Below are 14,042 nucleotides of genomic sequence, written 5' to 3' on the forward strand. Positions count from 1 at the left end.
CCTGCCATTGACTGTTTGAAAGCCATTGTTCTGCCGCTCAAGCAGATGCTTTCTCAGGGAAGCCTGGGGGCGTTCTTGAACGGGACCTCTCAGAATCTCACTGGGTGCACCTCACTTCAGCGCCGCAATGAAGCTGTCTTGCAGCACTTCAAGCAGGAAGTCCGCATTGGCCCGGCTGAAAATCATGGAAGGACGCATTTTCAGCACGTTGTCATGCGGGCCTTCGGTACCGATCAATACGCCGCGCTCTCTGGCGCCATCGGCAACTTTCCTGGCCAAGGCCGTGGCCGGAGCCTTCGACGTGCGGTCCGTGACCAACACGACGCCGAGGAACAGGCCCAACCCGCGTACATCACCAATCACCTCGAATTGCTGCTGAAGTTTGCCCAAACCCTCAAGCAGGTAATTGCCGATGCGCAAGGCGTTCTCTTTCAACTGGTCGCGCTCGATTGCATTGAGCACCGCCAGGCCCACCGCACACGACACAGGGTTGCCGGCGAACGTATTGAAATACTCCATGCCGTTGTTGAAAGCATCGGCAACCTCGCGCGTGGTCACCACCGCCGACATCGGGTGGCCGTTACCAATCGGTTTGCCCATGGTGACAGCATCCGGCACTACGCCTTGGGTCTCGAACGCCCACCAGTGGCTACCGACACGGCCAAACCCGACCTGCACCTCATCGGCCAGGCACAGCCCACCTTCGGCGCGAACCATCGCGTATACCTCCTTGAGGTAATGCTCGGGCAGGAACACCTGCCCCGCCACGCTGGGGATCGACTCGGCAAGGAAGAACCCCGGGCCCTTGCCGGCTTTGCGCATGGCGTCCAGCTGCTCTGCCACCGACTCGGCAAACCGCTTGCCGTGCTCTTCCAATGGCCAGTGCTCGGGCGCGTAGTAGCTGTCTGGAACCACCGCCTCGTATACGTGCGCCGCCCTGCCCTTGCCGGCTTTGCGCTTGTACTTGTAAGGGCTCAGGTCGATGAGTTCTTGCGTGGTGCCATGGTAAGCCCAGTCCAGCACGATCGCCTGGTCGCTACCGGTGTAGTTGCGCGCCATGCGCAGCATGAGGCTGTTGGCTTCACTGCCCGAGCAGCCGAATGACGCCACACAAAGGCCCTCTGGCAACGTGCCGGTCAGCCGCTCGGCGTACTCCACGATGTTGTCGTGCAGGTAACGGGTGTTGGTGTTAAGTCGTGCAGCCTGGCGGCTCAAGGCGTCGACCACGTCGGGATGGCTATGGCCCAAGTGACACACGTTGTTGAAGCAATCCAGGTAGGCCCGCCCGAAGTTGTCGATCAGCCATACGCCATCGCCGCGCACGAACTTGATCGGGTCGGTGTACGAAATTGACAAGTTCGGTAGCAGCAGCTCTTTACGCTTGGCAATGATCTGGGCCTTGGTCATTCCCTGCTGGTTGTAGGTTTCTGGCGGGATGCCGGCCAAGGTCGAGGCATCAGGGAACAGGTCTGCCCACACTTCGCGGTACTCGGGCTCTCCAACGCCAATGACCTCACTCGCGCTCAGCTGGGTATCGGTGGTCATCTGCAGATGCAGGTGAGGAATCCAGCCGCCGTTTTCATTATCGGTGCCCATGTAGCCCACCAGGTCGCCGGCATCGAGCTTGTCACCGGCCTTCAAGCGGCTGAGCGCCTCGTGGGCCAGGTGCCCCCACAGGGTCAGGAATGGCGGGCAACCTGGCGGGCTGTGCTCGATCATCACCAGCCCACCATAGCCCAGCGGGTCGGATTCAACCTCAACGCTTTTGACGGTGCCAGGGACCGGAGCGTACAACGGCGTACCGGCGGGCATCACCAGATCGACCCCTACATGCAAAGTGCGGCGCTGCCCCTTGATAAAGCGCGACTCGAAAGCGCTGTCCGTATAAATGGTACGCAACTCACCCCATGGCCCGATGGCCAGCGGCACGTTGTGCGCGGCAGAGAACGCATTCCACCAGCGCGTCGCATCGGCAGGCCGCTGCTCGGCTGAGGCGATGGTCATTTCGTGGCTGGCGTCGCCAAACGGCGCGATCACCTTGTTGAGGACGGCGGCTGACGGGCGCACCAGGTCGGCAAATGATGTGTGGTTATCGGCGATCCAGCGGCGCACTGCGCCCGCCCCCTCGATGGCATCGAAACCGCAGGCTTTGCGCAGGATGCCTGTAGCCAGCCGTGGATTCATCGAATCAAGCTGTTCCAGCAGGCGCCAGGCTGGCGCTTCACTGATCGCCAGGTAAGGGTTGTCTTCTGTCAGATCTTGCCGGGAAGCGGAGAAAGTAACGCTGATGACCAGGCGCATGGCAATCAGGTTGAACAGCACGTCAAGCTCTTGCGCTTGCAATGGGTACTTTTCATGGAATCCGGCCACCAGCGCTGCGGCAGCGCCGATCGGGTCGTCCATGTCGAGAATGGCGTAAGCACTGGCGATCGCGACCTCGGCAATCAGCACGGTATGCACGGCATCGCCAAAGTCGATGAAGCCGGTCACATGGCGGGTGGTTTCGGCATCGACCAGGATGTTCCAGTCGTTGGCATCATTGTGGATCACCTGCGCCCTGAGTGATGCCAGCCGGGGCTGTACAGTGTGTTCGAACCGGGTGATAAAACGCTCGACAATGGCCCGGCGCTCGGGGCTTTTGATGTGGTGCAAGCGCGAACGGGAGCGTGCGGCATGGCGCAAGTCCCAGTCCAGATCACGGACGGCACCAGGGTGCATGAACCCCTGCAGGGCGCGGTCAAGTTCACCGAGTGCCCGACCAAAGTTGCTCATCAGCGCGAAAGATCGCTTGGCCTCGGCAAGTGGCGTACCGACCAACCAGCTGACCAAGCGCATCGCATGCTGCTCACCTGAGGCGCTGGCCACGGACGGCAGGTAGTCACCCGCCACACTGGCGCGAAGGTGAGGCACACCCAGGTGCGCGCCATGCACGGCAAGATGATCGAGCAGCGCGGTTTGAAACTCGCTTTCTACCCGGGGTTCGCTGGCATTGACGATTTTCAGTATCCAGCCCGCATCGACGCCCGTATCCAACCGGTAATTGCGGTCCCGCTCCCCGTCCAGGGGGGTTGCTGTAGCGGTGACATTGAAAAAATCTTTTGCGAGGCCCTCTGCATCGCTTGCCGAAAACCGAGGTGCCGGGTGGGAAAGGTCTGTCATATCATCACGTTCCGAGCGAGCAAATTGTTTTTCAATAGCTTGTCATGCACTGCCGAAACCGACACCCTGCATACGGTCGGGATCGACAGGCATTATGCCGGTACCGACCGGCATAATGACGGCGAGCTTATCAGGTGGTGCAATGCGTGAACTGGACGCAAAAGATCGTGAGATTCTTGAAGTACTTTCGAAGGACGCGCGCATTGCGCTGAAGGCATTAGCCGGCCGCATAGGCCTTTCCAGAAGCGCCACTACTGAGCGTGTGGCCAACCTTGAACGCAGCGGGATCATTCGAGGATACCGTGCGGATATCGGCGAGATAGACGCCAATGTCATACGCGCGATACTGCTGGTGACCTTGCAGCGCACACCTGCCATGGGGCTGCTCGACCAGTTGGCAACGGACGCACGCGTGCGGCGGGTTTCCTCCGTGAGTGGGCAGCTTGACCTGGTGGTTGAGGTGGAAACCCGGACAATCGACGACCTCAATCAGGTGCGCGACAACGTGGCACGTCACGAATCGGTGGATGACATTACCACGTCGGTTGTCCTGCGCCGTGATATCGACCGCCAGGGCGCCTGATCATCCACGCATGGTTGCCCAGGCCGGCCTTTGCGCCGGCAAGCCAGCTTGCACAGCGGCGCACGAGCGCTCAACGCGATAGCAGTACGCGGTCAATCTCGCCAACCACCTGCCGCGTCGCGTCTTCGATGGCCCCTTCATTACGGCACAACACCCAGCCGTGCTTTACGAGCGCCCGCTCGAAAGCCTCGGTGCAGGCAACCTGTTCATCCAGGTTGTATATCACCGTACTGCCCAGGCCACGCGTGCGTGCCGTAGCCCTTGCCCACGAGGTTTCAGGGGCAGTGACAACCCCGACATGCAAATCTGGCACTTGCACGCTTAGGTCGAGGTTCAATCGCAAGATCTGGTCAAACGGCACCGTGCGGCGAAACGCGGCGTCAGAGGGGTACCAGCGATCAATCAGGACGATGCTGTCGGCTGGCTGCTTGGGCAGTACGTGCCGGGAAATCCAGGCGCGGCTTTCAGCGAAGCGCTCGCACACCCTTAATTCCAGATCTCGGCAAGGGTTTCTGGCGAGCTTGTTGACCAGCGCCATGGTTTCGCCCCGGTAGGGATCGCTCTTTTTTTCGCAAAGGCGGATCACCTTTTTCCCGTCCACTCTCAGGGCTTGGGTGACGGCCTCCAGCAGCGTGGTCTTGCCGGTGCCTTTAGGCCCATCGATGGAAACAAACAGCGGGCGAATCATCGTTCAATACCAGTTGGCTCAGGTGCGGATGAGACCATTGATCGCCGCTTGCCTTCAAGGCATATCGACAAGAGCACATCTGTACTCCACCGGTAAAAGGCGGCACATGCCGCCTTCTCGTCCGTTCCTCCTGCGCGGCTATACGTCGAAGGCGATGGCGCACGGCTGGGCATCTCGCCAGAAACCATCAAGGTGCACCGGCGCCACCTGTACGCGAAACTGAATATCTCGCCTCACCCTGAACTGTTTTCGATGTTCATCCGTGAGCTGGGGTTCGCTGATGATCGAGGGGAACACCCGTCATAAGCCAGCAAGGCCCTTTTCGCCTCGCTATGCCAAAGGCGGGCATGCCTGCTAGGCTGACGTTGGCGGCCCTGCTGGCAGCCTCCTCATCCCCCACAGGCACGGCCCATGACATTCAACCCCCAAGTAAACCTGACCAACTGCGACCGCGAGCCTATTCAGATACCTGGCAGCATCCAGCCCCATGGTTGCCTGCTGGCGTGCGATGCCTCGGCCACCGTCGTTTTGCGTCATTCGGCCAATGCCCCACAAATGCTGGGCGTAGCAAGCGACATCAACGGCCAGAAGCTGCATGCGGTGCTCGGGGATGAAGTGGCGCATACCCTGCGCAACGCGCTGGCCCGCACCCGGGAGGCCTCGCGGCCGGCGCACAGCTTCGGTGTGAAACTGCCCAGCGGCGAGGCTGTCGACATTGCCGCCCACGTGTTCAAAGGCACGGCTATCCTCGAGTTCGAGCCCGCTGGCGCGAGCATTGCCGAGCCAATCGAGCTGGCCCGCACGCTGATCGCCCAACTGCGCGACATCGACCAGACCAGCAAGCTGTTCCGCGATGCTGCCCGCTTTGTCCGGGCCGTGCTCGGTTACGACCGGGTGATGATCTACCAATTGGGTGCCGACGGCGCCGGCAAGGTGGTTGCAGAGGCTAGGCGCAGCGACCTTGAAAGCTTCATGGGCCAGTATTTCCCGGCCTCCGACATCCCCCAGCAGGCCCGCGCACTTTACCTGCGCAACCCGATCCGGGTGATCTCGGATGCCCAGTTCAAGACAGTCGCCATCGACCCGGTGCTCGACCCCTCGGGCGAGCCGCTCGACCTTTCCTATGCGCACTTGCGCAGCGTCTCGCCGATCCACTGCGAATACCTGTGCAACATGGGCGTGGGGGCCTCCATGTCGATTTCGGTCATCGTCAATGGAGAGCTGTGGGGGATGATCGCCTGCCACCACTATGCACCACGCACGCTGTCCATGGGACAACGTGTGGCGGCGGAAATGTTCGGCGAATTCTTCTCGCTGCATATCGAGACCCTGCGCAGCCGGCAAAAGCTTGAAGCCGCCGTACACGTTCACAAAGCGTTGGACAGCATGCTGCTTGACGCCAACCGGGCTGCAGACATCGACGGGTTCTTCCGTGCGCGCCTGCCCCGGCTTATGTCGCTGATCCCCTGCGACGGCATCGGCATGTCGCTGCAAGGCCGCTGGTCATCCGCCGGGCTGACGCCGCCCACATCGGCGGTTCCCGACCTGCTGCGCCTGGCAGATATTGTCAGCGCTGGCCGTACCTGGGCGTCCAACCGCCTGTCGATGGTGCTGCCTGCGGCCCAGGCGTACTTTACCGATGTGTCTGGCGTACTGATCATACCGATGTCGCAGCAGCCGAGGGATTACCTGATCTTCTTCCGCAAGGAAGTGGTCGAGACACTCGACTGGGCCGGGGACCCGAACAAGACCTATGACAGCGGCGCATTGGGCGACCGCCTGACACCACGGAAAAGCTTTGCGATCTGGAAAGAAACCGTTCACCAGCAGTCACTGCCCTGGACCGAGCAGGACCGCCAGTTTGGCGACGCCATCCGTACCGCTATCGTCGAGGTGGTGCTGTATAACAGCGAGTTGCTGGCCAGCGAGCGTTCGAAGGCAGAAGTGCGCCAGCGCATCCTCAATGAAGAGCTCAACCACAGGGTCAAGAACATTCTGTCGTTGATTGGCGCGCTGGTTGCCCACCCGACCTCGGAGAGCCAGACACTGCAGGACTACGTGGCGACATTGAAGGGGCGCATCCATGCGCTGTCCCTCGCTCACGACCAGGTGGTACGCGGTGACGGTGGCGGGCGACTGGCCAAGCTGCTGGAGGCAGAGCTTTCACCCTACCGCACCGCCGCCGGAGTGATTGAACTGCAAGGCCCGAACGTTATCCTGGATGCCCGCGCCTACTCGGTCATGGCCTTGGTGCTGCACGAACTGGCAACCAATGCTGCCAAATACGGCGCGTTGTCGCGGGCGAGCGGCAAACTTGCCGTAAGCTGGGCCATCGACGCCTCCCACGGCTGCAGCATTACCTGGCGCGAAAGCGGCGGGCCAACGGTTCACCCGCCCAGCCGTAATGGCTTTGGCTCGGTGCTGATAGAACGCAGCATTCCGTTCGACCTGGGTGGCACCAGCACCGTGGAATATCACGCCGAAGGCGTGCAAGGGTTGTTCAGAATTCCTGCAAAACACCTGTCCGTGGCCGAAGCGGCCGACCCTGTGAGCACATCCGCGCCGGTTACCCGTGAAGCCGATGCCTTTGCCGCCCTGCCGGGCTTGTGCGTGCTGATCCTTGAAGACCAGTTGGTGATCGCGGTTGGCCTTGAGCAGATTCTCAACGATGCACAGATCAAGGACGTGATGACCGCCAGTTCCGAGGATGAGGCCATGCGCTTGATTAGCAGCCGCACACCGGACGCCGCGATACTGGATGTGAACCTGGGAACAGGGACGTCGATTTCCGTCGCCGATGAACTGCAGCGCCGGCAAATTCCGTTTCTGTTCGCTACCGGCTATGGCGACGGCATCAGCATTCCCGAGCATCTGCAGGATGTGCCCGTAACCCGCAAGCCCTATGACGCCAACAGCATCCTGACCAGTCTGCAGGCCCTGGTTGATCGCTGAGAGAAGGGATTCTGAACGGAAGGAGGGAGCGCAAGCCGCTCCAGGGAACGGCGCCAGCCTTGAGGTGGCGCCGTACCTGTCAAGCGTTACACCGCCAGCGCGCGCTCACGCAGCTCGCTGTTGAGGATGCGGTCGTTTTCGCTGTAATCGACCGGGCAGTCGATCACATGCACACCCGGGGTCTTGATGCAGTGCTCCAGCAGCGGCAGCAGGCCTTCGGCACTTTCCACGCGGTGGCCATTGGCACCATAGGCTTCGGCGTACTTGACGAAGTCCGGGTTGCCGTAGTCCAGGCCGAAATCGGTGAAGCCCATGTTGGCCTGCTTCCAGCGGATCATGCCGTAGCCGTCGTCACGCAGGATCACCACGGTGATGTGCATGCCCAGACGGACTGCAGTTTCCAGCTCCTGGCTGTTCATCATGAAGCCGCCGTCGCCGCAAACCGAAATCACCGGACGGTCAGGGTGCACCAGGTGCGCCGCCATGGCAGAAGGCAGGCCGGCGCCCATGGTCGCCAGGGCGTTGTCCAGCAGCACGGTGTTTGGCTTGTGCGCCTTGTAGTTACGGGCGAACCAGATCTTGTAGATGCCGTTGTCCAAGGCAACGATGCCTTCGGACGGCAGCACACGACGGATATCGGCGACCATACGCTGCGGGTAGACCGGGAAGCGGTTGTCGTCAGCGCCTTCGGCGATTTGCGCTTCGTTGGCTTCACGGATGGCCATCAGGCGAGTGAAGTCCCAGTGCGAGGTGTCGTTCAGCGCTTCGCTGATCTGCCACACGGCATTGGCGATGTCGCCGATCACTTCGACCTGCGGGAAGTACACGGCATCGACTTCGGCAGAGCGGAAGTTGATGTGGATGACCTCAGTACCGCCACGCACCATGAAGAATGGCGGCTTCTCGATCACGTCGTGGCCGATGTTGATGATCAGGTCGGCGGCTTCGACGGCGCGGTGCACGAAGTCACCGGACGACAGGGCGGCGTTACCCAGGAAGCGGGGATGGCGCTCGTCGACCACACCTTTACCCATCTGGGTGGTGATGAACGGGATGCCGGTCTTGTCGATCAGTTGCTTGAGGACCTTGGCGGTCATCTTGCGGTTGGCGCCAGCACCGATCACCAGGATCGGGTTACGCGCGCTCAGCAGCTTCTCGACGGCGGCTTCGATGGCCACATGCTCGGCCAGCGGGCGGCGGTGCAGGCTGCGCGGGATCGGCAGTGCATCGGTCTGCTCGGCGGCGATGTCTTCCGGCAGCTCCAGGTGTACCGCACCCGGCTTTTCTTCTTCGGCCAGGCGGAAGGCTTCGCGCATGCGCGACGGGATGTTGTCTGCCGAGGCGAACTGGTGGGTGTACTTGGTGATGGGGTCCATCATGCCGCACACGTCGATGATCTGGAAGCGGCCCTGCTTGGACTTCTTGATCGGCTTCTGGCCGGTGATCATCATCATCGGCATGCCGCCCAGGTAGGCGTAGGCGCTGGCAGTAACCAGGTTGGTGGCGCCAGGGCCAAGGGTCGACAGGCTGACGCCGGTCTTGCCGGTCAGACGGCCATAGGTGGCAGCCATAAAGCCTGCAGACTGCTCGTGACGGGTCAGTACCAGCTTGATCTTCGACTTGCGCAGGGATTCGAGCAGGTCGAGGTTTTCCTCACCAGGAATGCCGAACACATACTCGACACCTTCGTTTTCCAGGCATTGCACAACGACATCGGCGGCCTTGGCCATTTGGGGTACTACCTCAAAATCTTTGTGGGATTGCAGCGTTATTACACTGCGTGACTGAGATGTTGCAGGATGTCTCAGTGGCGCGCATCGTAGGCCCTCTGGTTAATAATAATAAATATATTGTTATGATGCTTAGCATCACAGCTTGTTATGAATGGTAGAACGCCTCAATGAACCTCAAGGCATTGCGCTGCTGCGTCGAGATCGTGCGCCAGGGCAGCTTCACCAAAGCCGCGCAGCACCTGCACATCGCCCAGCCGGCACTGAGCATGGCCGTAACCCGGCTGGAAGAAGAACTGGGGGTCACCCTGTTCAACCGCACCACGCGCAAGGTGATCCTCACCGCCGAAGGCGAACAGTTTCTGCCGCGCATTGCATCGGCCCTGCGTGAGATGGATGTGGCCCGGCAAGAACTGCGCGACATGGCCGACCTAAAACGCGGTGAAGTGCGTCTGGGTATTCCTCCGATGTTCGGCCTGCACTATGTGCCCGGCTTGATGAATGCCTTTCGCAAGCTATACCCCGGCATTGCCATGACCGTGTTCGAAGGCAGTGCCGAGGACATTGGCCACCGCCTGGAACAGCGTGAAATCGACCTTGCACTGCTGGAGTCCCGGCGCGTGCCGCCCGACAAGGAGTCGATCCTGCTGGGCAGTGACGAGATGCTGGCGTGTATGCACCCCGACCACGCCTATGCCGGCAAAGCCTTCCTCACGGCGGAAGACCTGCGCAATACCGACATGGTGGTGTTCGACCGAACGTTCGTGCAACGTCACCTGCTGGACGCGTTCTTCGCCGAACATGGCATTACTTACCAGGTGGCGCTGCAGAGCAACTTCGTCTCGCTGGTGGTGCAGGCCGCACTGGACAACATGGGCGTGGCGACCCTGCTGCGCTCGGTGCAGCAGCGCACACCGGGCATCGTCGGGGTGCCGTTCCGGCCAGCGCAACTGATGAGCTTCCGCCTGTGCTGGCGGTCGGGGGAATACCTGTCGCTGGCCAGCAAGCGGTTCATCGATTTTGCCGCGCAGACACATTACCTGGAGCGTTGAGGAGCACACTTGTACTCCACTCGCATTCAGGCCGCTCCAGTGGCATTCGTAAGCTCGGCAGCAGAACGTGCCTGAACCCAGCAGATGCGCGAGGAAGCTGTCCAGCTTCCTCGACGTTTCAAGCAAACATTGACTATGATCCCGACTTGAACGTTTCAGCATGTTTCAGTAAGGATCCCGATGTCAGTCCAGGAACACCCCCCTCTTCCCAGCAAAACCACCGTCGCCAAGTTGGAAGCCGCCATGGCGTTGGGCAGCTTTGCCATCGGCACAGGCGAGTTCGCCATCATGGGCCTGATGCCCGACATCGCCAACAACCTGCAATTGAGCGAGCCGCAGGTGGGCCACGCCATCAGCGCCTATGCACTGGGGGTGATGGTTGGCGCCCCGACACTGGCGATTCTGGGTGCCAAACTGCTGCGCAAGCACATGTTGTTGCTGTTGATGCTGCTGTATGCCTTGGGCAACCTGGCCACGGCCTTTGCCCCCTCGTTCAGCGGCCTGGTTGCCTTCCGCTTCATCAGCGGCCTGCCCCACGGCGCTTACTTCGGCATTGCCGCAGTGGTGGCATCGAGCATGGTGGCCAAGGACCATCGAGCGGGTGCCGTTGCCCGGGTGATGATGGGCCTGACTTTGGCCATGTTGCTCGGTAACCCGGTGGCCACCTTCCTGGGCCAGTACTTCGGTTGGCGTTCGGCATTCGTGCTGGTCGGCGCGATTGCCCTGTGCACCATCGCCCTGGTGTGGCGCTTCGTGCCCCAGCGCCACGACGAAGTCCGCAGCGACCCGCGCAAGGAGCTGCAAGCCTTCGCCCTCCCGCAGGTATGGATGGCGCTGGCAATCGCTTCGATCGGCTTTGCCGGCATGTTCTGTGTATTCAGCTACCTGGCACCGACCATGCTGCAAGTAACCCAAGTGTCACCACAGTGGATTCCGTTCGGCCTGGCGGCGTTCGGCGTGGGCGGTATCGTCGGCAACATCGCTGGCGGCAAACTGTTTGATCGCTTGCAGTTCCGCGCGGTGGGGCTGGTGCTGGTGTGGTCGATTGCCGTACTGCTGTTCTTCACCTTCGCCGCCCAGGCACTGTGGAGCCTGCTGTTGGGGATCGGCCTGGTGGGTACCATGATTGCCTTGGCAGCGCCGCTGCAGATCCGCCTGATGGACATTGCCCATGAAGCACCAAGCCTGGCAGCGGCATCGAACCATGCGGCGTTCAACCTGGCCAATGCATTGGGGCCGTGGCTGGGTGGCATGGCGATTACCGCAGGCATGGGCTGGACAAGTACCGGCTACATTGGCGCGGCGACGGCACTGGTCGGGTTGGGGATTTATTGGGTGGCGCGACGGATGAAAGGCGGCCATTGAAATACCCGCACCCAGCGGGTGTGCGAAAGGCCCGGTAACTCAGCCCTGGATTCAGGCAGGGCTGGCCTGCGGCAACTCGATGCGTACCCGCAACCCGCCACTGTCCGCAGCCAGCGCCGTGATGCTGCCGCCGTGCAACGCAATAGCCCGCTGTGCAATCGCCAGCCCCAGGCCAAAGCCATCGCCACTGTCATCGGTGCCCCGATCAAATGGCTCGAAGATGCGCTGCAAGCGGGCCGGCTCTACGCCCGGCCCATGGTCGCTGACACTGACCTGCAACCATTGCCCGCCCGGCGCCTGCGAGGCCTGCACCAGCACCTCCGTACCGGCTGCGGCATAGCGCACAGCGTTGCGGATGATGTTCTCGAATGCCCGGTACAGCAGCTCCTCATGCCCGTGGATGAGAAACGTACCTTGGGCATGCAACGACACCTGACACTGTTTCATGCCCGCCTCGAAACGGGCGTCCTCGACGATCTGCGCCAGCAACTCGACCACATCCACGCTGGCAAAGTCGCTGTCGCCCTGCCGCGCCTGAGCGCGGGCCAGGGTCAGCAACTGCTCGATCAGGTCGTCCATTCGCCGCGACTCACGTTCGACCCGTTCCAGCATATCGAGCCGGTCGGGTTGCTGACGCATCAGGCCGATGGCGGCATGCATACGGGTCAGTGGTGAACGTAGCTCGTGGGAAATGTCATGCAGCAGGTTCTGTTGCGCCTGCACCAGGGCCTTGAGTTGACCGGCCATACGGTCACAGTCTTCGGCCAGCTCGACAATCTCGTCACGGCGTTTGCCAAGCCGGGGCTTCACGCGCACGTCGAACCGGCCCTGGGCCACCTGGCCCATCGCTTCACGCAGCCACGCCAGCGGGCGTGTCAGGTACAGGCTGCACAAGAAGGCAAACAACGCACTCATCAACGTGCCGGTAAACAAAGGGCCCATCCCGCGCGGAGGTGGTGGCTCGCCAACGGTTGTGGCCACCGAGGCCCGCAGCACCAGCGGGCGGCCCTCGCTGTCGCGTAAGGCTTGCTCGAAACGGGCCACCTGTACCGCCTTCCCAGCCAGCAGTTGCCCTTGGCTATCGTAAAGGCCCACCTGCACATCGGGTGGCTGCGGCGACACGTTCAGCAACTGCCGACCGGCCTGTTCGCCATAGCGCTGCAACAGCTGCAGCTCGGTGGCCAGCAGCGAACGCAGTGCCGGGCTGTCTCCACGCCAGTCATTCAGCATGAAGGTGGCTGCGCCCACCAGAAAGGTCAGGCTGTTGGCCAGCCAGAATGCCAGGAACAGCTTCCAGAACAGGCGCCGGCGCATCATTCGACTATCAGCATGTAGCCCATGCCACGCACGCTCTGGATCCAGCTGCTGCCGTCAGCGCGCGGGCCGAGCTTTTGCCGGATGCTGCTGACATGCACATCGATGCGCCGGTCGTAGCGGGTCAGCGGCCGGCCCAAGGCATTGAGCGACAGGTCCTGCTTGCTGACCAGCTGTCCAGCCTGGCGGGCCAACGCCTCAAGCAGGCTGAACTCCGAGCCGGTCAGTTCCAGCGTGGCATCGCCCCAGTGCGCTTCGCGACGACCCGGCCACATTTTCAATGCACCCGTGCGCACTTGCTCAGGGGCAATGGCCTCGCCCATCAACTGCGGCTGCACCCTGCGCAGAATCGCCCGCAAGCGTGCCACCAGTTCACCCGGCGAGCTGGGCTTGGGCACATAGTCATCGGCCCCCAGTTCAAGGCCGGCAATGCGGTCGATGTTGTCGCCACGGGCAGTCAGCAACAGTACAGGCACCTGGCTGCGCGCACGCACGCGCCGCAGCACTTCGATACCCGAGATACCCGGCAGCATCACGTCCAGCACCACCGCCTGATACTGGCCGGACAACGCCTGGGCCTCGCCCTCCTCGCCAGTGTCCACGGCCGTGGCCTGGAAGCCTTCGCGCGCCAGGTACAAAGAGAGCATTTCAGTCAGTTCGCGGTCGTCGTCGACCAGCAGCACGGGGATCATCGGGGCCAGATATCGCAATTGCAGGGGCGTTAATGATCGCCCTCCACGGCGGCACTGTCACCGCCGGCCGGTCGGACTTTACACATCTTTACCCTCGGCTAACCGCGCCGTACACAGCCCGCCCGTATCCTCATCGCCCGCTGCTTGCGGGTTGCCCGCGCTTGCTCCCCTCCGAATCCGCTTGTCTGGAACCCCCGATGAACTACCCGCGCCTGTTGCTCTCCATCCTGTTGCTGAAAGCCACACTGGTTCAGGCCTCCCCCTTCAGGATCGCCGACATCCGGGTCAACGGCCTGCAGCGGGTTTCCGCCGGCAGTGTGTTCGGTGCCCTGCCGCTGAACGTCGGCGACCAGGCGGATGACCGCCGCCTGGTGGACTCGACCCGTTCCCTGTTCAAGACTGGGTTCTTCCAGGACATTCAGCTGAACCGCGATGGCAATGTGCTGATCATCAACGTGGTCGAGCGCCCGTCGGTGTCGAGCATCGAGATCGAAGGCAACAAGGCAA

10 protein-coding genes and 1 pseudogene are annotated in these 14,042 nt (G+C 61.8%); 6 read left to right on the forward strand and 5 right to left on the reverse strand.

What is annotated here, in order from left to right:
• Positions 1 to 111: 111 nt before the first annotated feature.
• Positions 112 to 3,159, reverse strand: a complete 3,048-nt coding sequence (locus PM2_RS14915) for an aminotransferase class III-fold pyridoxal phosphate-dependent enzyme (protein WP_028699226.1) — start codon at positions 3,157 to 3,159, stop codon at positions 112 to 114.
• A 142-nt stretch (positions 3,160 to 3,301) separates the two neighbouring features.
• On the opposite strand from PM2_RS14915, the gene PM2_RS14920 reads away from it, so the two are divergent.
• Positions 3,302 to 3,742: an Lrp/AsnC family transcriptional regulator gene (locus PM2_RS14920; RefSeq protein WP_016714074.1), complete on the forward strand. Its 441-nt coding sequence runs from the start codon at positions 3,302 to 3,304 to the stop codon at positions 3,740 to 3,742.
• A 70-nt stretch (positions 3,743 to 3,812) separates the two neighbouring features.
• On the opposite strand, the gene PM2_RS14925 is transcribed toward PM2_RS14920, so the two are convergent.
• Positions 3,813 to 4,430: a dTMP kinase gene (locus tag PM2_RS14925; protein ID WP_016714073.1), complete on the reverse strand. Its 618-nt coding sequence runs from the start codon at positions 4,428 to 4,430 to the stop codon at positions 3,813 to 3,815.
• Positions 4,431 to 4,557: 127 nt separating this feature from the next.
• Here PM2_RS14925 and PM2_RS30100 point away from each other — a divergent pair.
• Positions 4,558 to 4,736, forward strand: a pseudogene (locus PM2_RS30100) (helix-turn-helix domain-containing protein); the annotation flags it as partial.
• A 105-nt stretch (positions 4,737 to 4,841) separates the two neighbouring features.
• Positions 4,842 to 7,382, forward strand: coding sequence for an HWE histidine kinase domain-containing protein (locus tag PM2_RS14930; protein WP_016714072.1), 2,541 nt, complete (start codon positions 4,842 to 4,844; stop codon positions 7,380 to 7,382).
• 86 nt (positions 7,383 to 7,468) lie between these two features.
• Here PM2_RS14930 and PM2_RS14935 read toward each other — a convergent pair whose 3' ends face one another.
• Entirely contained in the window at positions 7,469 to 9,112 is a 1,644-nt protein-coding gene (locus PM2_RS14935) for an acetolactate synthase large subunit (RefSeq protein WP_028699227.1), read from the reverse strand.
• A gap of 170 nt (positions 9,113 to 9,282) precedes the next feature.
• Here PM2_RS14935 and PM2_RS14940 point away from each other — a divergent pair, with 170 nt between their 5' ends.
• Both PM2_RS14940 and PM2_RS14945 read left to right on the forward strand, forming a co-directional pair.
• Complete coding sequence (locus tag PM2_RS14940; protein ID WP_016714070.1) at positions 9,283 to 10,164, forward strand: LysR family transcriptional regulator; 882 nt, start codon at positions 9,283 to 9,285, stop codon at positions 10,162 to 10,164.
• 180 nt (positions 10,165 to 10,344) lie between these two features.
• A complete protein-coding gene (locus PM2_RS14945) occupies positions 10,345 to 11,529 on the forward strand; it encodes an MFS transporter (protein WP_016714069.1) in 1,185 nt (394 codons plus the stop codon).
• A 51-nt stretch (positions 11,530 to 11,580) separates the two neighbouring features.
• On the opposite strand, the gene PM2_RS14950 is transcribed toward PM2_RS14945, so the two are convergent.
• Both PM2_RS14950 and PM2_RS14955 read right to left on the reverse strand, forming a co-directional pair.
• Positions 11,581 to 12,846 carry a HAMP domain-containing sensor histidine kinase gene (locus PM2_RS14950; RefSeq protein ID WP_016714068.1) on the reverse strand — a complete coding sequence of 422 codons (1,266 nt, stop codon included), beginning with the start codon at positions 12,844 to 12,846 and terminating at the stop codon, positions 11,581 to 11,583.
• On the reverse strand, positions 12,843 to 13,535 hold the full coding sequence (locus PM2_RS14955) for a response regulator transcription factor (RefSeq protein WP_016714067.1): 693 nt from the start codon (positions 13,533 to 13,535) through the stop codon (positions 12,843 to 12,845). Before PM2_RS14955 ends, PM2_RS14950 begins: the two co-directional genes overlap by 4 nt.
• 197 nt (positions 13,536 to 13,732) lie before the next feature.
• Here PM2_RS14955 and PM2_RS14960 point away from each other — a divergent pair.
• The coding region (locus tag PM2_RS14960; RefSeq protein ID WP_042132055.1) for a POTRA domain-containing protein at positions 13,733 to 14,042 on the forward strand (310 nt) is incomplete at its 3' end.

The sequence above is a fragment of the Pseudomonas monteilii NBRC 103158 = DSM 14164 genome, from assembly GCF_000730605.1.
GTDB classification, from domain to species: Bacteria; Pseudomonadota; Gammaproteobacteria; order Pseudomonadales; family Pseudomonadaceae; genus Aquipseudomonas; species Aquipseudomonas monteilii.